Genomic DNA, 19,432 nt, shown 5'->3' with positions numbered 1-19,432 from the left:
TTCTGCGCCCTAGGCGCACACTCAAAAGTTCAGCTCAGGCGAACAGGGTCGAACCCCAGAAGCCCGACGAGTCGTGCTCCCGAACACCGGGCGGGCAGGCGAACACCGCGCTGCTGGTGTGAGTGATGTATTCGTTGAGCAGGTCCTTGCGCGACAGCACGGTCTGCATCGGCACGAAGTGCGTCAGCGGATTGCGCACGAACGCGATGAAGAACAGGCCGAAGTCCAGGTGGCCGAATCCGTCGGCGCCGTCGGTGAAGTTGTAGCCGCGGCGCAGAATTTCGATTCCGCCGAGCTGCTCCGCCGAGGCCAGCCGCACATGGGCGTCGCGGTCGATCAGCGGTTCGCCCTTACTGGTCTTGCTGGTCAGATCCAGCTCGTCGAACTCGTCGGCATAGCCGATCGGCGCACCGCTGCCCTTGTGCCTGCCGATCACCCGCTCCTGCTCCAAAAGCGTTGTGCGGTCCCAGTTTTCGATCCGCATCCGGATGCGCCGGGTAATCAGGTAGCTGCCCCCGGTCATCCAGTCCGGCCCGTCACCCGGCGGTACCCAGACGTGCTGGTTCAGCTTCTCGGTGTCCTCGGCCTTGAGGTTGCGCGTTCCGTCCTTGAAGCCGAACAGGTTTCGCGGCGTCGTCTGGTCGCGAGAGGTGGACGACGTGCGTCCGAAGCCCAGCTGCGTCCAGCGCACCGCGGCCGTGCCGAACGCGACGCGGGCCAGATTGCGGATCGCGTGCACCGCCACTTGTGGGTCGTTCGCGCATGCTTGCACGCAGATGTCGCCGCCGCATCGCGCCGGGTCCAGCGTCTCGTTGGGAAATTTCGGCAAGTCCGCCAGTGCGGCCGGCTTGCGATGAGCGATGCCGAAGCGGTCCTTGCCGTCTTTGACGAAGAACGACGGCCCGAACCCGATCGTCAGCGTCAACGCGGAGGCCGGAAGTCCAAGCGCCTCACCGGTATCCGACGGCGGCGCATGGGGGTTGAGTCCTACCGCGCCGCGTGGGACGGTTTCGTCGCCCGCGGTCATCCGCTCCGCCATCTTCGTCCACTGCCGCAGCAGCGCCACGACGTCGTCGCGCGAATCGGTGGTGACGTCGAACGCGCAGAAGTGCAGCCGGTCCTGCTGCGGGGTGACGATGCCGGCCTGGTGCTCGCCGCGGAACGGAATCGGCCGGTGGATGTCCACCGCTTCAGCGGCGGCCGTCGCGCGCCCGGCCAGCGCACCCGCTCCTGCGGCGCCCACCACCGCCGCGGTCACCCCGGCCGCGCCGAACAGCGTGCGCCGAGAGATGCCGCGCCGCTCGCCGGTGGCGACGGCGTCGGGCTCGACCGGATCGTTACTGCGGGGCGATGACACCTTGAACCTGGCTGACTTCCTTGGACAGTGCGTCGATGGCGCGTGAAAGTTCTTGGCGTGCAGGCTCGGTCACGGTCTCATACGAGACGAATGCGTCGCCTTTGCGATACTTGTCCAGCAGTGCGAACACGTCGGTGAACCGCTGGTCCACCCGCTTGCCTAGCTGTGCATCGCGCTGGTCGAGGATCGGGCGCACCGACGCGACCGCGGCCTGGGAGCCCTCCACATTGGCGTGGAAGTCCCATAGGTCGGTATGGCTGAAAATGTCTTCTTCGCCGGTGATCTTGCTGATCGCGATCTCGTCGAGCAGTCCCTGCGCGCCGCCGGCGATCTGGGTGGAGTCGATTCTGTAGTCGGGCGACGCCACCTGCTGGTGAAGTTCGCGGACGTCGTTCATCAGCTGGTCGGCGATCGCGTTCGTATCGGGCTGGGGGCCGGTCACCCACAGATCCTTTTCCAGCCGGTGGAAACCGGTCCACTTCTGGCCCGGCTCGAGGTCGGCCTCGCGCCGGTCGATGCGCGGGTCCAAGTCATTGGGGAACGACTCGGCGACCGGCTCGATCCGCTCGTAATACGTTCGGGCCGTGGGGTATTGGGCCTTGGCCGCAGCGACGTCGCCCTTTTTGACCGCATTGACGAACAACTCCGTGGCGGCGAGAAGCGCGTCGGTCTGCGACAGCACGTAGCGCTTGTAGTTGTCCGAGGCTTCCTCAAACTTGCCCTCGGCGCTGGTGTTCACCGCTTCGCCGGTGACGGTGAAGTCTCCCCGGATGCCGTCGCCCACCATGCCTGGTTTGCAGGCGGTTTGGTACTTGCCGGGTTCGTTGAGATTCACGACGAGCTTGCGCTGCAAGCCGGGGGAGATGTTCTCGACCTCGCCCATCACCCGCTGGCCCTCGCCGTAGACATAGAACTCGGTGACCTTGTTGCCGTTGTTGGTGATGACGAAGGTGGTTGCGCCCGTTGTGGTTTCGGTCTTCGACAGCTGACAGCTGGTGTCGGTTGCGGTGACCGTGACCTCCGTTGCGGCTCCCGCCGCCGAGGAGTTGTTCTTGGCGGAATCCTTGGCGGCACAGCTTGCCAGCGAGGCGCCGGCCAACACGGCAGCGATCGCCGCCAAGCCTCTGCTCGCGGAAGAACGACGGCTCACGTAGTGGACCTTTCCGGGGTGGGTTGGGGCGCCGGCTGCCCGGCGCTCTCGGCGGGACGTGCGGGCTTGTGGGTGGGACGAAGGAACAGCGCCAGTACCACGACCAGGTAGGTGAGGTAGACGACCAACTGCAGCACCGACGGCATCGGGCTGATGTTGAAGATGCCTTGGATCAGTTCGCCGTACCAGGCGGACCAATTGATCCAGTGGCTGATGTCGAAAGCGGTGGCGCCCAGGCCGGGAAGCCAGCCGACCGTCTGCAGCGCGTGCACGCCGTAGCCGAGGATGCCCGCGGCGACAAGGATGAGGAATACCCCGGTGTAGGTGAAGAACTTGCCCAGGTTGATCCGTACCGCACCCAGGTACATGCCCCAGGCGATCGCGGCGGCCACCAGCACCCCGAGCAGCAATCCAACCAGCGGCCATGCGGTTTCGGCTTCGGCGTAGCCGACCATGAACAGCGCGGTCTCGAAGCCCTCCCGGCCGACGGCCAGGAATGCCAGCGCGAACACCGCCAGCGCACCGGTTTCCAGCGCCTTGGCCATGCCGGCGCGCAATTCACCGGAGATACCGGCCGCGGCCTTCTTCATCCACAGCACCATGGTGGTGACGATCGCGACCGCGACCAGGGACGCAATCCCGGCGATCGCCTCAGCGCCGAGGTCGGTGACGGTGTAGGCGCTGTACTGGATGATCAGGAACACGCCGACGGTCATCGCAACCGCTGCGCCCACACCGAGCCACACCCACTTGAGTGCGTCGCGCCGCTGTGCCTTGACCAGAAACGCCACGAGCACCATCACGACGATCCCGGTTTCCAGGCCCTCGCGCAGCCCGATCAGTCCGCTGCCAACCAGCTGGGAAGAAAGCGTCGGGGCGGCCGCGGTCACGCTCACAGAGAGGTCTGGGCCTGCAGTCATGCGCTTCCTTACGTCACTTTGGCACGCCGAGTTAGGTTCCGCTCACCTTACCAATTCACAGAATTTCACGGTATACGTCGTCAACCGCATGGAGGAGAGCCGAGGGTCGCCGTTCTCATGGGACCATGAGGTGAACCGAAGCACGTTGAGGAGATGTGTTGCCGCCGCAGGGCTGGGGGTTGGACCCTCGTGCGAGTGATGCCGGAAAGGGCCGGGCTTTGACCGGGGGGCGCTGGCTGCAGGTTGTCGTCGTATTGGCGGCGACGGCCGTGCTGATGGCCTCGAGCTGCTCGTGGCATCTGGGGACGCCGATTCCCGAGGGTGTGCCGCCCCCGGCAGGCGACCCGGTCCCCGAAATCGACACCCATGCCGCGGGGCGTCCGGCTGATCAGCTGCACGCCTGGGCCGCCGCCCGCGCGCCCGCGCTGCACATGCCGGTGAACGCGCTGGAGGCGTACGCCTACGCCGCCCGGGTCGCCGAGGTGGAAAACCCCGACTGCCACATCTCGTGGACCACGCTGGCCGGCATCGGGATGGTCGAAAGCCACAACGGCACCTACCGCGGCGCCACGATCGCGCCCAACGGCGACGTCACGCCCGCCATTCGCGGCGTGCAGCTCGACGGCAGCAACGGCAACCTCGAGATCATGGACACCGACCACGGTCTGCTCGACGGCGACAACGGCATCGACCGGGCAATGGGGCCGATGCAGTTCATCCCGGAGACGTGGCGGCTCTACGGTGTCGACGCCAACAACGACGGGGTGGTCAGCCCGGACAACTTCGACGATGCCGCGCTGTCGGCGGCCGGCTACCTGTGCTGGCGCGGCCGCGACCTGTCCACCCCCGAAGGCTGGATGAGAGCCCTGCGCGCCTACAACCTGTCCGACCAGTACGCCAGAACCGTGCGCGACTGGGCCACCGCATACGCCGACGGACACCCGCTGTAATAACAGCCCGCTAGGGTGAGTTGTCCTAGCCAGCCGATCCAAGGAGAGACTGTGCCCATCATCGAGCAGGTCGGAGCACGGGAAATTCTCGACTCCCGCGGCAACCCGACCGTCGAGGTCGAACTGGCCCTCACCGACGGGACGTTCGCGCGGGCAGCGGTCCCATCGGGAGCGTCCACCGGCGAGCACGAGGCCGTCGAGTTGCGCGACGGCGCTTCGCGCTACGGCGGCAAGGGCGTCGAGAAGGCAGTCACCGCGGTGCTCGACGAGATCGCGCCAGCGGTCATCGGAATGTCCGCGGACGACCAGCGGCTGGTAGATCAGGCGCTGCTGGACCTCGACGGCACTCCGGACAAGTCGCGGCTGGGCGCGAACGCCATCCTCGGGGTGTCGCTGGCGGTGGCGAAGGCGGCCGCGGAATCGGCCGCGCTGCCGCTGTTCCGCTACCTCGGCGGGCCTAACGCGCACATCTTGCCGGTGCCGATGCTCAACATCCTCAACGGCGGCGCGCACGCCGACACCGGCGTCGACGTCCAAGAGTTCATGATCGCGCCCATTGGTGCGCCCAGCTTCAAGGAGGCGCTGCGCGCCGGCGCGGAGGTGTACCACGCGCTGAAGTCGGTGCTCAAGAAGCAAGGCTTGTCGACGGGCCTCGGCGACGAAGGCGGATTTGCCCCCGACGTCGCGGGCACCAAGGCCGCGCTGGATCTGATCCTGTCGGCGATCGAGGCCGCGGGTTACAAACCCGGTTCGGAGGTGGCGCTGGCGCTGGACGTGGCGGCAACCGAATTCTTCGACGCCGCAAGCGGTTACGCGTTCGAGAAGGAGACCCGCGACTCCGCGCAGATGACGCAGTTCTACGCCGAACTGCTCAACACCTATCCGCTGGTGTCGATCGAAGATCCGCTGGCCGAAGACGACTGGGACGGCTGGGTGGCGCTGACTAAGGAGATCGGCGACCGGGTTCAGCTCGTGGGCGACGATCTGTTCGTCACCAACCCCGAGCGCCTGGAGGAGGGCATCGAAAAGGGCGCCGGCAACGCGCTTTTGGTGAAGGTGAACCAGATCGGCACGCTCACCGAGACGCTGGACGCGGTCGCGCTTGCGCACAACAGCGGATACCGCACGATGATGAGCCACCGCAGCGGCGAGACCGAGGACACCACGATCGCCGACCTGTCCGTGGCCGTCGGCAGCGGTCAGATCAAGACCGGTGCGCCGGCGCGCAGCGAGCGCGTCGCCAAGTACAACCAGTTGCTGCGGATCGAGGAGACCCTCGGCGACGCCGCACGCTACGCCGGAGACCTTGCGTTCCCGCGCTTTTCGTTGGAGGCCGACTGAGCAGTGCCCGACTCCAAGCGGTCCGACCCGAAGCGGCGCTCCCCGGGGTCACGTCCCGGCCGGGGCGACAGCGCGCGGGAGCGTCCGCGGTCGACGGCACAGCGCCGGGAGACACGCGCCGCTGATTCCCGGGCCACGGAAGAGCCTGCGGCAGAGTCGATTACAGCGTCGATCGCGGCGGCCGCGGCTCGCCAGAGCGAACAACGGCTGGGTTTCACCGCGCGCCGTGCGGCGATCCTGGCCGCAGTCATCTGTGTGCTCACGCTGACGATCGCCGGGCCGGTGCGAACATACTTCGCGCAGCGCACCGAGATGAAGCAGCTGGCCGCCAGTGAGGCCACGCTGCGCGCGCAGATCGCCGAACTGGAGCAGCAGAAGGCCAAACTGGCCGATCCGGTGTTCATCGCTGCGCAGGCGCGTGAGCGGCTCGGCTTCGTCATGCCCGGTGACATCCCTTATCAGGTGCAGCTGCCGCCCGGGGCGGTGACGCCGTCGGATCAGCCGGGCGCGTCGGCGGCGAAGCCGTCGTCGAATGGCCCGTGGTACTCCGCACTTTGGCGCACGATCGCCGACACACCGCACAACATTTCGCCCGCCGGCCCTGCCCCGGAACCACCACCGCCGCCGCCCAGTCCGCCTCCGCCGCCCGGTGGTTGACCGCGCCGACCTCGACGCGGTCGCACGCCAACTCGGCCGGGAACCGCGTGGCGTGCTTGCGATCGCGTACCGCTGCCCGAACGGCGAACCGGGGGTGGTCAAGACGGCACCGCGGCTGCCCGACGGTACGCCGTTTCCCACGTTGTACTACCTGACGCACCCCGCGTTGACGGCGGCCGCCAGCCGGCTGGAATCCTCTGGGGTGATGAAGGAGATGACCGCGCGGCTGGCCGCAGACCGGCAACTGGCGGCGGCGTACCGCCGCGCCCACGAGAGCTATCTGGCTGAACGCGACGCCATCGAACCATTGGGCACCACTTTTTCCGGTGGCGGCATGCCGGACCGGGTGAAGTGCCTGCATGTGCTGATCGCGCATTCGCTGGCCAAGGGGCCGGGCGTCAACCCACTGGGAGATGAAGCGCTGGCGATGCTGGCGAACGACCCTGCGATGGAAGGCCTTCTGGTCAAAGAGGATTGGACGTGACGCGGGTCGGGGCCGTCGACTGCGGCACCAACTCGATTCGGTTGTTGATCGCCGACGTGGCCGACGGCCAGCTGCACGAAGTGCACCGCGAAATGCGGATCGTGCGGCTGGGTCAAGGTGTCGACGCCACGGGCGAGTTCGCACCTGAGGCGCTTGCGCGCACTCGCGCCGCGCTGACCGACTACACGCGCCTGCTGCAACGGTTCGAGGTGGCGAAGGTTCGGATGGTGGCGACGTCGGCCGCGCGTGACGTGGCCAACCGCGACGAGTTCTTCGCGATGACCGCCGAGGTGCTGGGTGCCGCGGTGCCGGGTGCCGTCGCGGAAGTGATCACCGGCGAAGAGGAGGCGGCGCTGTCGTTTTCCGGTGCGGTGGCCGAATTGGATTGTGCCCAAGCGCCTTTCCTCGTTGTCGACCTCGGGGGCGGCTCGACGGAACTGGTGCTGGGCTCGGCCGAGGTGGAGGCCAGCTTCTCCGCCGACATCGGATGTGTGCGGCTGACCGAGCGTTGTCTGCACTCCGATCCGCCGACCGCCAATGAGGTGGCCGCAGCGCGTGAGGTGGTACGCGAACGGCTGGGGGAGGCGTTGCAGGTGGTGCCCGTCGAGCGGGCCCGTTCATGGGTGGGTGTGGCCGGCACGATGACGACGCTGTCGGCGTTGGCGCAGAAGATGCCGACGTACGATTCGGCGGCAATTCACTTGTCGCGCGTGGCTTTTCGAGAGTTGCTCGAGGTTTGCGACAGTCTCATCCGCATGACGCGCGCGCAGCGAGCGGCGTTGGGTCCGATGCACGAGGGCCGTGTCGACGTGATCGGCGGCGGTGCGATCGTGGTGGAAGAACTGGCCCACGTGCTAAAGCAGCGTGCGGGCATCGACCAGTTGATCGTCAGCGAGCACGACATCCTCGACGGCATCGCGCTCTCGATCGATCAGTTGCGGCGCTAGACGCCGAAACTGCATTCCACGCGGGCCTTTCTCGCACTTTGCCGCAGTGGCTACCGTCTGGGCGTCAGCCGCTCACGACATGCGGTAAACGGGTTCGGCAGCAGGAAGGTCCGTCGCGTGGCCTGTCGTCGAAGTGGGTGCGGACTGGCCGATGCCTCTGCGGACTTCGCCTGCCACATGTTCCACTCGGGCGTGGTCGCGTCGGGTCGAGGAGCGCAGCTGCCACGGCACGCTGGTGACCATCACCGAGGGCTCGAAAAGCAGCCGGCCCTTGAGCCGAAGCGAGCTCTGGTTGTGCAGCAGGTTCTCCCACCAGCGGCCCACGACGTACTCGGGGATGTAGACGTTGACGATGTCGCGGGGTCCGCTCTTGAGTTGCTTCTTGATGTAGTCGACGACGGGGCGGGTGATCTCCCGGTATGGCGATTCGATGACCTTGAGCGGGACGTCGACGTCGAGTGCCTCCCATTCCTGCATCAGCGCTCGCGTCTCCGCGTCGTCGACGTTCACAGTCAGAGCCGTCAGCGTGTCCGGCCGTGTCGCCTTGGCGAACATCAGCGCTCGCTGAGTTGCCTTGTGCCATCCGGAGACGAGCACGATCGCATGGGTTCTGCTGGGCAACTTCGGCTCGTCTTCGCCCTCGTGCACGGTGCGCAGCTCCTCGCGCACGGCCGCGTAATGCCGGTGAATGGCCTGCATCATCACGCAGAGCACGGGAATCGCGATCACCACCAGATACGCGCCGTGCGAGAACTTGGTGATCATGACGACGATGAGCACCACCCCGGTGAAGCACGCGCCGAAGGCGTTGATCGCGCGGGCACGGTGGATGCGGTACCGCTGCCGCCGTGATTCGGCGTTGCGCAACATCGCATTCCAATGCGACACCATGCCCGTCTGGCAGAGCGTGAACGAGGTGAAGACGCCCAGGATGTAGAGCTGGATCAGCCGGGTCGTCGAGCCGTCGAACGCATAGATCAGGCCCCCTGCGATGACGGCCAGCAGGATGATGCCGTTCGAGTAGGCCAGCCGATCGCCGCGGGTGTGCAGTTGCCGGGGCAGGTACCGCTCCTGGGCCAGGATCGAGCTGAGCAACGGAAAGCCGTTGTATGCGGTGTTGGCGGCCAGGATCAGGATCAGCGCGGTGGCCGCCTGGATGTAGAAGAACATGACGCTGTTGTTGCCGAATACCGCGGCGGCGATTTGGGCGATCACGGTGCGCTGCGCGTCGTTGTGGCAGTCGCCGGGGAAGCCGATCAAGTCGCACGCGTCCTCCACGACCCGGGTGTGCGAGACCAGTGCAAGGGCGGTGACGCCGGCGAACATCGAGATCGCCAGCCCGCCCATCAGCGACATCGTCTGAGCGGCGTTGCGGGCCTTGGGTTTCTGGAACGCGGGCACGCCGTTGGAGATGGCCTCCACTCCGGTCAAGGCGGTGCATCCCGACGAGAAGGCGCGCAGCGCCAGCAGGGCGATCGCCAGGGTGTTCAGGCCGGACTGCTGGGCATGGATGCCGTAGTGGGCGCTCTCGGCCTGGGGCGCGTCGCCGAGTAGCGCACGCACCAAGCCGATGACGATCATCGCCATCACGCCGACAATGAAGGCGTAGGTCGGCACAGCGAACGCTCGGCCGGACTCGCGCACTCCGCGCAGGTTCATCGCGGTGAGCAACACGATGAAGGCGATGTTGATCGCCACGCGGTACGGATTCAGTTCCGGCACAGCTGAAATGATGTTGTCGACACCCGCCGCGACGGAGACAGCAACCGTCATCACGTAGTCGACCAGAAGCGCCGCAGCCACCACCAGTCCGGCGCGTGCGCCGAGATTCGTCGACACCACCTCGTAGGAGCCGCCCCCGCTGGGGTAGGCCTGTACCACTTGCCGGTAGGACAGCACCACCACGCCGAGAAGCAGCACGACGGCGGCAGCGATCCACGGCGTGAGGTAGAGGTACGCGAGTCCGCCCAGGGTGAGGATCAGCAGAATCTCCTGGGTCGCATACGCGACGGACGACAGTGGGTCGCTGGCGAAGATGGGCAGCGCAATCCGTTTCGGCAGCAGGGTGTGGCCTATCCGGTCGCTGCGGTACGGCCGTCCGACGACCAGGCGCTTGAGCAATGACGTCGGTGACGACACAAGATCGGAGCCTAATGTCGTTGCGCCACCGCGACTCGTCCGGAAGCCGTATAGATTCCGTAAAAGTGCACGGGTTCGGCGTGCCCGGTCACTCCTGGAAGCGGTAACCCATCCCGGCCTCGGTCAACAGATGGACGGGGTGCGACGGGTCGTCTTCGAGCTTGCGTCGCAGTTGCGCCAGATAGACACGCAGGTAATGGGTTTCCTTCGCGTAGGCCGGGCCCCAGACCTCTTTGAGCAGCTCCTCGCGGCCCACCAGCCTCCCGCGGTTGCGCACCAGCGTTTCCAACATCCCCCACTCGGTCGGGGTCAGGTGCACCTCTGCGTTGTTCTTGGTGACCTTCTTCGCTGCCAGGTCGACGGTGAACGACGGTGTCTCGACGACGGGCTGGTCGGTGTCTGACGCGGCCGCGCCCCGGCGTACCGCGGCCCGCAGCCGGGCCAGGAACTCGTCCATGCCAAAGGGTTTGGTGACGTAGTCGTCGGCTCCCGCATCGAGTGCTTCCACCTTGTCCGAAGAGTCGGTGCGCGCCGACAGCACGATTACGGGTGCCGTGAGCCAGCCGCGCAGTCTCCGGAGCACCTCGACGCCTGACATGTCGGGCAGCCCTAGGTCCAGCACGATGACGTCGGGCCGATGTTCGGTCGCCGAGCGCAGCGCCTGGGCGCCGGTGGCTGCGGTCGCCACCTCGTAACCGCGCACCGACAAGTCGATGCGTAACGCACGCAGGATCTGCGGTTCGTCGTCGACGATCAGCACCCGGGTCTTGTGCTGAGTCATGGCGAACCGGCCAATACCGATGCTCCCAAATCGAATTCGATGGTCAAGCCGCCGCCGGGAGTATCGCTGGCCGAAATGGTGCCGCCCATCGCCTCGACGAAGCCGCGAGCCACCGACAGGCCGAGGCCGACGCCGATGCTGGTGTCGTGGTCACCGAGCCGCTGAAACGGCGCGAACAACTGCTCCCCGCTGCCGGGAGGGAACCCGGGTCCCTCGTCGACCACGGCGATCAGCACGCGGTCGCCGACGCGGCCGGCGGTGACTCGCACCGGGCTGTCGGGCGCATACCGTAGCGCGTTGTCGATGAGGTTCGCCAATACCCGTTCGAGCAATCCGCTGTCGGCCATCACGACTGCGCCATCGACGTCGACCTTGACGCAGTCGAGGCCACGCCGCCGAAACCCGGTGACTCCCTTGCTGACTGCCAGCAGGGCCTGCTGCACGGTTTCCTCCAGATACACGCGTCGCAGCTCGGGGCGCACCGCGCCGGCGGCGAGGCGCGACGAGTCCAGCAGATTGCCGACGAGCGCGGTGAGCTGGTCGACGGACTCCTCGATGGTGGCGAGCAACTCGGCGGTGTCTTCGGCGGAGAAGTCGACGTCACTGCTGCGCAGGCTCGAGACCGCGGCTTTGGCGGCGGCCAGCGGGCTGCGCAGGTCATGGCTGACTGCGGACAGCAGCGAGCGGCGGAGCGCGTCGGCTTGCGCGATCGCTTGAGCTTTGCCGGCTTCTTCGGCGAGTTCCCGTTGGCGGACGAGTCCCGCCGCTTGTTTCGCGACGGCGGTGAGCACGCGACGGTCGCGGGCTGCCAGCTTTCGGCCCGCCAGGAGTAGCCAGAATGCGTCGTCGCCGGCTTGGACTGCGGTGTCGGCAGTCTCGACGGCGACGCATGGATTCTCGCCCACGCATCCGACGATGCCCGCGCCTTCTCGCAGCAAGCTGACGGCGCGCTGTGAATAGGATTCGCGCACACGCTCCAGCAGCGTATCGAGGTCCGCGCCGTGCAACACCGACCCGGCGAACAGTGCGAGGAGTTCTGCTTCGTGCGATGCGTGGCGGGCTTCGCGGGTGCGGTTGGCGGCATTGTCAACCAGCGCCGCGACAGCGACGGCGACGGCGAGCAGCACAACGATGGTGACGGCGGCGTCGGGCTCGGCGATGGCGAAGGTGTGCCGTGGCTCGGTGAGGAAGTAGTTCAACAGCATTCCCGAGAGCACGGCCGAAAGTACAGCGGGGGCAACGCCGCCCAGTAAGGCGACGATGAGCACACCGATGACGAACAGGGCACTCTCACCGCCGATGCCCATGAAGCGGTCAAGCCATGCGACCGTCACCGCGCAGATCAGCGATGGCACCATGATCGCCGCGAGCCAGGAAATCAGGCGGTGGCGGCGAGGCGATAGCTCTGGGCGGCGGGACGTCTCGTTGGCTCCCGGATGAGTGACCATGTGCACGTCGATGGGGCCCGACTGCTGGACCACGGTTGCGCCGATGCCCTCGTCGAAGATGCGCGCCCATCGCGAACGCCGGGAGGTGCCGAGCACCAATTGGGTGGCGTGCACCTGGCGAGCGAAATCCAATAGCGCCGTGGGCACATCGTCGCCGACAACGGTATGCGTGGTGGCGCCGAGGCTGGCAGCGAGCTCGCGTATCTTGGCGATTCGCGGTGCGGAGTCGGCCGAAAGGCCTTCTCCGCGAAGCACATGCACCACCATGAGTTCAGCGCTGGACTTTGAGGCGATGCGAAAAGCTCTGCGCACCAATGTCTCTGACTCCGGCCCGGCGGTGACGGCGACGACGACGCGTTCGCGCGCCTCCCAGGTGTCGGTGATCTGGTTCTCTTCGCGGTACTTCTCGAGGGCCGCATCGACTTGGTCGGCGAGCCACAGCAAGGCAAGCTCGCGAAGGGCGGTCAGGTTTCCGGGGCGGAAGTAGTTGGACAAGGCGGCGTCGACGCGGTCAGGGGAGTAGATGTTGCCGTGGGCGAGCCTGCGCCGCAACGCTTCTGGCGTGATGTCGACGAGCTCGATCTGGTCGGCGGCACGAACGACCTCGTCGGGAATCGTCTCCTTCTGCGCGATCCCGGTGATCCGCTCGACGACGTCTTTCATGCTTTCCATGTGCTCGATGTCGACGGTGGAGATCACGGTGATTCCGGCATCGAGGAGCTCTTCGACGTCCTGCCAGCGTTTAGGGTTCTTGCTGCCGGGCGCATTGGCGTGGGCGAGGTCGTCGACCAGCACGACGTGCGGTCGACGTTGCAGCACGGCTCTCACGTCGAGTTCGGGTACACGTCTGCCGCGATACTCGACGAACTTGGGCGGCACCATCTCGATGCCCTCGAGCAGTTGCGCGGTCTTCTTGCGGCCGTGCGTCTCGACTGCCGCCGCGACCACGTCGGTGCCGCGCTCCAGGCGGCGGTGGGCCTCGCAGAGCATGGCGTAGGTCTTGCCGACACCGGGAGCGGCGCCGAGGTAGATGCGCAACTCCCCGCGTTTGGCCGACGCGGAGCTCACGTGATCATCATCCCCCTGCGGCAGCGGTTCGCTCGCGATGACGGTGATCAATCCCGCGCGGTACCGTGCTGAGCGGGTTGCGACGCCCCCATAGCCCAATTGGCAGAGGCAGCGGACTTAAAATCCGTCCAGTGTGGGTTCGAGTCCCACTGGGGGCACCGACTTATACGGCCTAGTAGATGACTTTTTGAAGCCATTGGAGCGTCTCGGGGGACTTTCGTCGCGGCGTCGTCGCGGCGGATGGCGGCTTCATCGCGGTGGCGGGCGCGGCTAGCTAACACTCACCTCCACTACCTCCTGGCGCCGTAGACACGGGTTTTTGCGGTTGAATCGCTCCGCGAAGTCCGACGGTTCGAGACATGGGGATGGGGCTTGAGGCCGCCGGTAAAGTTCCAAATTCCCTGATGACGTGCCCGGGCATCGCCTACAGTTTGCTGAGGTCGGGAAAACGAGTTTCAAGATCAGGGGTGGTCATGTCAACTCGGACTCGCTTTGTCGTCGGCTTCGTAGCTGTCGCAGTCGGATTGGGGTTGGCTCCAGCGTTTGTACCGTCTGCGCCCACTGCGGTGCTGGCCTGCGGTAGCGGCTACTACGAGAACAGCGACGGACAGTGCATTCTTGTGCCGCAGCAGCCGTCACCTGGTTCAGCAATGCCACCCGGCGCTACCGCCGTCTGTGGTGACGGGTCATATTCCTATAGCACTCATCGGACGGGTACTTGCTCCCGTCACGGCGGCGTGGCGCAGTGGTTGTAAATCACGATTCGCGTCGCATGGCGATCGCCAGCGCTCTCTGACAGGTGGGCTTCGAGAGGAAGGAAACATGAGCAAGCGGCTGATTACCGCAGTAGCGGTGGTGGCGGCGGGGCTCGCCATTGGGCTCGCGCCGACGGCCCACGCTGACGACATCGACCGGCAAGTCTGCTTGGCAGTGATGGCGATGCACGTAAATCCCAACGACCCGAGTGACAGGTACACCCTCACCATGCTCGAGCTTCATCCGGACATGACTTATAACCAAGCCAAAGCTCTGGTCGAGAGGGCTTATGACTCCGTCCAATACCATGCCAATCCAATGTGCAACGGTGTCACCATTCCTCCTGACTACTGACCTCCCATTGAGCGCGCAAGAATGAAGAGATGACGCAGGCGTGGGTGCTCCGGTCCGGCCGACACGGCGAGCGCGATGCATGGGCGCTGCAATCGGGCTGTTCGGGTGGGGGCTGGCGGAAATTCTCACCTGGCTAAGTACTCGACCGGCGGCTTCGCCGACCATCCCGTCAGTCCACCAGAGGCCTCCTACCGATGGGATCCGGGCGAGTTCGTGCTGCCATACGAAGTTGTGCGGCAAGCGGCCGACCATGACAGGACGCTCCTCGGCTTCTTGCGGGACACCTACGAAGCCGCAGCCGTGAACGCCGAGTGGGACCGTGCCGCCTTGGAAGACGACCCCGATCGCTGGAGCGCATACCGAACAATCGCGTGACATCTCCTCCGGACCACTCAGTCGCGTATCTCGGTGAATCTCACCCTCGGACGTTATAGCGATTTACGTATGATCACACTGGCTGATTCACCGCTCTGACCAAGGTGTTGCCGCTCAGTATTGACCGCTACGGAGCAATGGTCATACATTCATTGTGTATATGTCGGTCTGCAAGCCCATATCTGGGCCCCAACGGAAGTTGAGACGTCGATGTCGATGAACCCGCACAGCGCCGCCCCCACCGTCTTCGACGCTGGCCTCCCCACGATCAACTACAGCCTCACCGCCACACCGAGAGATCTGCTCGATGATCTGCGAAGTGCGCAATCGCGCGCACCCATTGCCATTGGCCCCCTTGGCCCGGAAATCCTGTCCTACCAGTTGGCCCGAGATATCCTGCGCGACAATAGATTCCGTCTCCCGCCGGGTATCACTCTGGCGGCGCAGGGCATCACGTCAGGCCCGTTGTACGACAAGATGGCGAACAGCCTCCTGGGCCTTGACGGCGCACCGCATGTCCGGTTACGCAAATTGGTTTCCAAGGCGTTCACCCCGCGCGCGACGTCCCGCCTGACCGACACGATCCACGAGGTGGTGAATGAGCTGATCGATCGGGTGATCGACGCCGGCCGCTGCGACGTCGTCACCGACATCGCGCGTCGCTACCCGACTCCGATCATGTGCGCGCTGATCGGCGCGCCCCGCGAGGATTGGCAGCTATTCGCAGACTGGACAGAAGAGATCTTCAAAGCACTCAACTTCCAGCCGGATGCCACCTTCGATGAAGCTGCGATCATGCGCGCATGGAGCGAACTCGACGCCTACGTCGACGACATGGTCGCCGCACGCCGAAACAACCTCACCGATGATCTGCTCTCCGAACTCATCCGCGCCGAAAGCCACGGAGATCGACTGAATCTCGATGAACTGCGCATGCTGGTGGCCGGCTTCTTGATGGCGGGAACGGACACCACGCGAAACCAACTGGCGGCGTCGGTGCAGGTGCTCTGCGAGCATCCAGACCAGTGGGCGAAGCTGCGCGACCATCCAGAACTCGCGATGCAGGCGGTCGAGGAGAGCATGCGCCACTCGCCGGCAGCTTGTATCGTGCCGCGGGTCGCCGTTGAGGATGCTGAGTTCGGTGGCTACATGTTCCCGGCAGGTACCCTCGTACTCGCAAACACCTTTGCCGCCAACCGAGATCCGGCGATCTATGACGACGCTGACCGCTTCGACATCGCGCGCAAGGATGTACCCCCAATTCTGACCTTCGGCGGCGGCGCGCACTACTGCCTAGGGGCCAACCTCGCACGCCGGGAATTGGCGGAAGCACTTGTAGTCCTGACACGACGTCTTCCTGCACCTCATCGTGTGGGTCCGGCCCCTTGGAAATCTGTGTTGGGAATGACCGGCCCGACAACACTTCTCATCGAGTTCGACGTCGAAATGCTTGTGACGGCGGATGCGTAGTCGCGGCTGGGCGGGGTCCACACCGGGCTCGGACGAGGAGGCGATCGCCCGCATTCTGGATGCTGTGGACGAAGTGGTCGCCGAACGCGGATCGGCGATGCGCCTTGCCGACGTCGCCCGCAAGCTTGGTGTCACTCGCCAGACGGTGTACCGCTATTTCCCGAATGCTGACGCACTACTGATTGCCAGCTCGATGCGTGCGGTCAACGGTTTCATCGACCAAGTTGTCGACCACGTCAGTGGACTCAACGACCCGGTCACTGCCATCGTCGAAAGTGTGTCGTTCGGAATCGAGAACCTCGCCGGCGATCCACAGCTGGAGAATCTGCTGACGCGGCGCCAGGAGGGTGAAGCCGTCACCTCGCTGACGTCCGACACAGCGATCAGCTTCTGCCTGTCGGTCTTTCACCGCTTCGATGTCGACTGGCGGCTGCACGGTTTCGACACAACCGCGCTGCGTGATCTTGCCGAAATGACCTTGCGCACAGTGCAATCCATGCTGACCGATCCCGGGCAGCCCCCGCGGGAAGGAATCGAACTGCGGCGCTTCCTTGCGCGATGGCTCGGCCCCGCGATCCTCTATCCACGGATAGCGTCGCTATCGATCCACGAACGATCGCATCATCGGACTGGCGCATCCGAGCAGCAATACAGAACCTCGCCGTTGTAACCGTTGTCCGAGGGAGGTCGAGGCTGCGCGTACCCAGCCGGAGATGGGAATCAATCGGTTCGCTTGGTCGCCCGATGCGGCTGGTCCGTTTTTCGCACCCGCCCAGTGTCGGTTCGAGTCCGACTGGAGGCACCACCCGCGCCTGGACACCAATGAACTTTCTCAAAAGCCCGTAGCACCCCGTTAACACCGATGTCGTACCATCCGCCCGGCAGAGTGCCGATGGCGATGGTGGTGCTCCGACGTCCGCGGGCGGGTTGGATCATGAGCAGCTGGGTGGTGCGGTGGTGGCAGCAGAGCGACCACTACGACTGGCTCAGTGGCTATGTCAGTTCGCGCGGCATGGACCGGTTATGGCGAACGATGATGGCGGCGACGATAGCGTCGCTGGCTGTGCTGCCGGCAGCAGCCTGCTACAGCTCCGCGGCACCTGGTGATCTGTGGCCGGCACGCGCCTGCTCGGTCATCATCGTCGCGACATGCGCAGTGCTGGCGCTGTTGTGGTTGTGGCGCTGGCCCACCTGTCGGCAATCCATCTTCTTCGTCCTGGTCGCCGAGGTCGGTATCGCGGTTTCGTGTCTCGTGCAGACCGAGCCTTGGGCCGGTGTGCTGGGGTGTAGCGCGTTCGCCTTACTGGCCGGCTACATCGCGTTCTTCCACACCGCTCCCTACATGGTTTTCAACTTCGTGATCGCGACTCTCACCGCCCTGCTGCTCCTCGAGCAGGTAGCGCACCGCTCCGGGGCCTTATTGGCCGGGTGTGCTTTGGCGCTGATTCTGATGCTGAACACGGTCATACCTTTTGCGGTGCAGTCGATGGTGCATGCGCTCAGCGTCGACCTGCACCGCTCCAGCCGCGACGGATTGACGGGCCTTTTGACGCGTCGGGCCTTCCACGCCGCGGTGCAAACTCTGCTCGCTCAGCACAGCGACTCCGGATTCCTGGCAGTGGCGATGATCGACCTCGACAACTTCAAGCAGCTCAACGACAGCCAAGGCCACGCCGCCGGCGACGCAGCGTTGATCGAAGTCGGCAATGCGTTGCGGGCACACTGTCGGGCGACTGCGGTGATCGGGCGCGTCGGTGGTGAAGAATTTCTCATTGCCGACACCCTCACCGCCGGCGAGTTCCTCGAAGCACTCGAACAGCTCCGGGATGCGATCGCGATCAGTCCGCACCCGGTGACGGCAAGCATCGGCTGTGCCAGCGCATCACTGGAGGAGCGGACTGACGGCGGCAACCGACTGTTCGTCGAGGCGTTGATCGCAGCCGCAGACGCCGCCATGTATGACGCTAAACGCGCCGGTGGAAATCGGACACGAATCGCCAGGACCGCCCAGCCCGCAGTTGATTGAGCCAGGCTGCGCTCGTCGCCAGGCGCGCTCAGGCGAGAGCACAGCCTGTCGCCCGTTGGCGCCCTTTGGCTTTCAGCGCATCAACCCGCCAAGAGACCCCAGCAGCCGGCCCAACCCGAATGGTCCGGCCGAACGTGCGTCGGCCCACCCATGCCGGTTGAGCCCCGTAGCCGCGGCGTCAGACCGGCCGCCCAGGGAGCCGAACGGATTAGCCGTCGTCGTCGGTGCCCCCGAGTTCACGTTCACCGTCGTCCGCTGCACGCGAGCGGCCAGCGGTGTCCCCGGCGACGTGAATCGTTTGGCGATGGTGTTCGGCGCGACCCGATTGCCGTGCGTCATCGTGTCCGCCGCTACGGGAATGTTCGGCGGCGTGGGCACGGACGGGCGCGTGTCTGCGTTTGCCACGCCCATCCCCAGGGCGGCGGCGGGCAGGCCGAGACTCCCGACAACGATTGCTTTAGCGACGAATTTCTTGAACTCCATCGCCATCACCTCCTTGTGCAGCGATTCCTGGGTTTACCCGAGAGCCCGTGACCTGAATCGTCAACCCCGTTGTACGACATTTCTCTGTCCGCTTCTATCAATTTGCGGAGATCCCGAGTGATACGTGATCTTGTTGTCGAAGCCGGACACACTGATGGTCTCGACGCCGTCGACGGAGACGACGTTCTGCGCCCCTGAAACCGTCACTTGCGCGCAGTGGCCTCGAATCACGACGGTGTTCGAAAGTCCGCTGACGCTGACGAGGCTGTCGTTGCACTCGATTGTCTTGGTGACCTGGCTGCCGGCCACGCTCACATTGCCGCCGGGCGGCGGAACGGGCGAAGCCGCGGTCGGCGCGGGGGCGAAGCCGGTCGGCGCCCCCGGCTCACTCGCGCGCGGAGTCGGTGGGCTGGCGGTCGGGCGCCCATCGGACAACACCTGTGCGCCGAAGCCGGCCACACCTGCGGCCAGCGCCACCACACCGATCACCAGCACTGCCGCCACCATCCACCACGCACCCGCACTCACCGCCCGGGGAGCCGACGGCATCGGACCGTAGGTGACGGGCGGACCTGCCTGCCCAAAACTCGCTGCGGCCGACGAAGCGCCCAGTTCAGAAGCGCGCGCCTGCGCCGCTAACGGGCGCTCCAACTCCCGGATGCGCGCCTCGGGATCACCGTCGGACTCCATCGCCCGATGGTCCCACGGTCGGCGTTGGCCGCGGGC

Annotated in this window: 19 protein-coding genes and 1 tRNA gene; 12 read left to right on the top strand and 8 right to left on the bottom strand. The window is 65.6% G+C overall.

Translation table 11 applies throughout. The annotated features are described in order from the left end of the window. Window positions 1–34: 34 nt before the first annotated feature. The 3 genes from efeB to efeU are packed head-to-tail and all read right to left on the bottom strand — an operon-like array spanning window position 35 to window position 3,427. The gene (gene efeB / locus AC5Y4N_RS01295) at window positions 35–1,357 is read right to left on the bottom strand and encodes an iron uptake transporter deferrochelatase/peroxidase subunit (protein WP_499909399.1); all 1,323 of its coding nucleotides are present in this window, start codon (window positions 1,355–1,357) and stop codon (window positions 35–37) included. Next, complete coding sequence (gene efeO / locus AC5Y4N_RS01290; protein WP_499909401.1) at window positions 1,338–2,507, bottom strand: iron uptake system protein EfeO; 1,170 nt, start codon at window positions 2,505–2,507, stop codon at window positions 1,338–1,340. Before efeO ends, efeB begins: the two co-directional genes overlap by 20 nt. Further along, a complete protein-coding gene (gene efeU, locus AC5Y4N_RS01285; protein WP_499909403.1) occupies window positions 2,504–3,427 on the bottom strand; it encodes an iron uptake transporter permease EfeU in 924 nt (307 codons plus the stop codon). Before efeU ends, efeO begins: the two co-directional genes overlap by 4 nt. Window positions 3,428–3,645: 218 nt before the next feature. Here efeU and AC5Y4N_RS01280 point away from each other — a divergent pair, with 218 nt between their 5' ends. Genes AC5Y4N_RS01280 through AC5Y4N_RS01260 form a run of 5 tightly spaced genes read left to right on the top strand, consistent with a single transcriptional unit; the run spans window position 3,646 to window position 7,806 of the window. Further along, a complete protein-coding gene (locus AC5Y4N_RS01280; protein WP_499909405.1) occupies window positions 3,646–4,377 on the top strand; it encodes a lytic transglycosylase domain-containing protein in 732 nt (243 codons plus the stop codon). A gap of 51 nt (window positions 4,378–4,428) precedes the next feature. Then, the gene (gene eno / locus AC5Y4N_RS01275) at window positions 4,429–5,718 is read left to right on the top strand and encodes a phosphopyruvate hydratase (RefSeq protein ID WP_499909407.1); all 1,290 of its coding nucleotides are present in this window, start codon (window positions 4,429–4,431) and stop codon (window positions 5,716–5,718) included. Between the two features lie 3 nt (window positions 5,719–5,721). Then, window positions 5,722–6,375: an FtsB family cell division protein gene (locus tag AC5Y4N_RS01270; protein WP_499909409.1), complete on the top strand. Its 654-nt coding sequence runs from the start codon at window positions 5,722–5,724 to the stop codon at window positions 6,373–6,375. After that, a complete protein-coding gene (locus AC5Y4N_RS01265; protein ID WP_499909411.1) occupies window positions 6,368–6,859 on the top strand; it encodes a DUF501 domain-containing protein in 492 nt (163 codons plus the stop codon). Before AC5Y4N_RS01270 ends, AC5Y4N_RS01265 begins: the two co-directional genes overlap by 8 nt. Then, the gene (locus AC5Y4N_RS01260; protein WP_499909413.1) at window positions 6,850–7,806 is read left to right on the top strand and encodes a Ppx/GppA phosphatase family protein; all 957 of its coding nucleotides are present in this window, start codon (window positions 6,850–6,852) and stop codon (window positions 7,804–7,806) included. The genes AC5Y4N_RS01265 and AC5Y4N_RS01260 overlap by 10 nt, the downstream gene beginning before the upstream one ends. A 72-nt stretch (window positions 7,807–7,878) precedes the next feature. On the opposite strand, the gene AC5Y4N_RS01255 is transcribed toward AC5Y4N_RS01260, so the two are convergent. From AC5Y4N_RS01255 to AC5Y4N_RS01245, 3 genes are all read right to left on the bottom strand, one after another. Beyond that, window positions 7,879–9,945 carry an APC family permease gene (locus AC5Y4N_RS01255; protein WP_499909415.1) on the bottom strand — a complete coding sequence of 689 codons (2,067 nt, stop codon included), beginning with the start codon at window positions 9,943–9,945 and terminating at the stop codon, window positions 7,879–7,881. A gap of 88 nt (window positions 9,946–10,033) precedes the next feature. Further along, the gene (locus AC5Y4N_RS01250; protein ID WP_499909417.1) at window positions 10,034–10,726 is read right to left on the bottom strand and encodes a response regulator; all 693 of its coding nucleotides are present in this window, start codon (window positions 10,724–10,726) and stop codon (window positions 10,034–10,036) included. Further along, a complete protein-coding gene (locus tag AC5Y4N_RS01245) occupies window positions 10,723–13,242 on the bottom strand; it encodes a DUF4118 domain-containing protein (protein WP_499909419.1) in 2,520 nt (839 codons plus the stop codon). Before AC5Y4N_RS01245 ends, AC5Y4N_RS01250 begins: the two co-directional genes overlap by 4 nt. Before the next feature lie 84 nt (window positions 13,243–13,326). On the opposite strand from AC5Y4N_RS01245, the gene AC5Y4N_RS01240 reads away from it, so the two are divergent. The 7 genes from AC5Y4N_RS01240 to AC5Y4N_RS01210 all read left to right on the top strand — a co-directional run bounded on the left by AC5Y4N_RS01240 (window position 13,327) and on the right by AC5Y4N_RS01210 (window position 18,223). Continuing rightward, window positions 13,327–13,400: transfer RNA gene (locus AC5Y4N_RS01240), tRNA-Leu, on the top strand. A gap of 201 nt (window positions 13,401–13,601) precedes the next feature. Beyond that, entirely contained in the window at window positions 13,602–13,997 is a 396-nt protein-coding gene (locus tag AC5Y4N_RS01235) for a DUF3761 domain-containing protein (RefSeq protein WP_499940436.1), read from the top strand. Between the two features lie 67 nt (window positions 13,998–14,064). Next, window positions 14,065–14,352 carry a hypothetical protein gene (locus AC5Y4N_RS01230; RefSeq protein WP_499909423.1) on the top strand — a complete coding sequence of 96 codons (288 nt, stop codon included), beginning with the start codon at window positions 14,065–14,067 and terminating at the stop codon, window positions 14,350–14,352. A gap of 105 nt (window positions 14,353–14,457) precedes the next feature. Next, window positions 14,458–14,727 carry a DUF5996 family protein gene (locus tag AC5Y4N_RS01225; protein ID WP_499909425.1) on the top strand — a complete coding sequence of 90 codons (270 nt, stop codon included), beginning with the start codon at window positions 14,458–14,460 and terminating at the stop codon, window positions 14,725–14,727. Between the two features lie 216 nt (window positions 14,728–14,943). Next, window positions 14,944–16,197, top strand: a complete 1,254-nt coding sequence (locus tag AC5Y4N_RS01220; protein WP_499909836.1) for a cytochrome P450 — start codon at window positions 14,944–14,946, stop codon at window positions 16,195–16,197. Beyond that, window positions 16,190–16,867: a TetR/AcrR family transcriptional regulator gene (locus AC5Y4N_RS01215; protein ID WP_499909427.1), complete on the top strand. Its 678-nt coding sequence runs from the start codon at window positions 16,190–16,192 to the stop codon at window positions 16,865–16,867. The genes AC5Y4N_RS01220 and AC5Y4N_RS01215 overlap by 8 nt, the downstream gene beginning before the upstream one ends. A gap of 264 nt (window positions 16,868–17,131) precedes the next feature. Next, window positions 17,132–18,223 carry a GGDEF domain-containing protein gene (locus AC5Y4N_RS01210; protein WP_499909429.1) on the top strand — a complete coding sequence of 364 codons (1,092 nt, stop codon included), beginning with the start codon at window positions 17,132–17,134 and terminating at the stop codon, window positions 18,221–18,223. Window positions 18,224–18,295: 72 nt separating this feature from the next. Here the strand turns inward: AC5Y4N_RS01210 and AC5Y4N_RS01205 are convergent, their stop codons facing one another. Together AC5Y4N_RS01205 and AC5Y4N_RS01200 are read right to left on the bottom strand one after the other, a co-directional pair. Continuing rightward, entirely contained in the window at window positions 18,296–18,706 is a 411-nt protein-coding gene (locus AC5Y4N_RS01205; protein WP_499909431.1) for a hypothetical protein, read from the bottom strand. 60 nt (window positions 18,707–18,766) lie between these two features. Then, window positions 18,767–19,396 carry a DUF3060 domain-containing protein gene (locus tag AC5Y4N_RS01200; RefSeq protein WP_499909433.1) on the bottom strand — a complete coding sequence of 210 codons (630 nt, stop codon included), beginning with the start codon at window positions 19,394–19,396 and terminating at the stop codon, window positions 18,767–18,769. Window positions 19,397–19,432 lie beyond the last annotated feature (36 nt).

It is taken from the genome of Mycobacterium sp. NGS19 (assembly GCF_059813155.1).
The sequence above is the reverse complement of the archived record's forward strand: the minus strand, read 5'-3'. Positions and strand labels throughout refer to the sequence as shown.

Bases quoted from the DNA above. Each gene is read 5' to 3' on its own strand.
- AC5Y4N_RS01210 (WP_499909429.1), top strand. From the start codon at position 17,132: ATGAGCAGCTGGGTGGTGCGGTGGTGGCAGCAGAGCGACCACTACGAC.
- AC5Y4N_RS01215 (WP_499909427.1), top strand. From the start codon at position 16,190: ATGCGTAGTCGCGGCTGGGCGGGGTCCACACCGGGCTCGGACGAGGAG.
- AC5Y4N_RS01220 (WP_499909836.1), top strand. From the start codon at position 14,944: ATGAACCCGCACAGCGCCGCCCCCACCGTCTTCGACGCTGGCCTCCCC.
- AC5Y4N_RS01235 (WP_499940436.1), top strand. From the start codon at position 13,602: ATGGGGATGGGGCTTGAGGCCGCCGGTAAAGTTCCAAATTCCCTGATG.
- AC5Y4N_RS01200 (WP_499909433.1), bottom strand. From the start codon at position 19,396: ATGGAGTCCGACGGTGATCCCGAGGCGCGCATCCGGGAGTTGGAGCGC.
- AC5Y4N_RS01250 (WP_499909417.1), bottom strand. From the start codon at position 10,726: ATGACTCAGCACAAGACCCGGGTGCTGATCGTCGACGACGAACCGCAG.
- AC5Y4N_RS01230 (WP_499909423.1), top strand. From the start codon at position 14,065: ATGAGCAAGCGGCTGATTACCGCAGTAGCGGTGGTGGCGGCGGGGCTC.
- efeU (WP_499909403.1), bottom strand. From the start codon at position 3,427: ATGACTGCAGGCCCAGACCTCTCTGTGAGCGTGACCGCGGCCGCCCCG.
- AC5Y4N_RS01205 (WP_499909431.1), bottom strand. From the start codon at position 18,706: ATGGAGTTCAAGAAATTCGTCGCTAAAGCAATCGTTGTCGGGAGTCTC.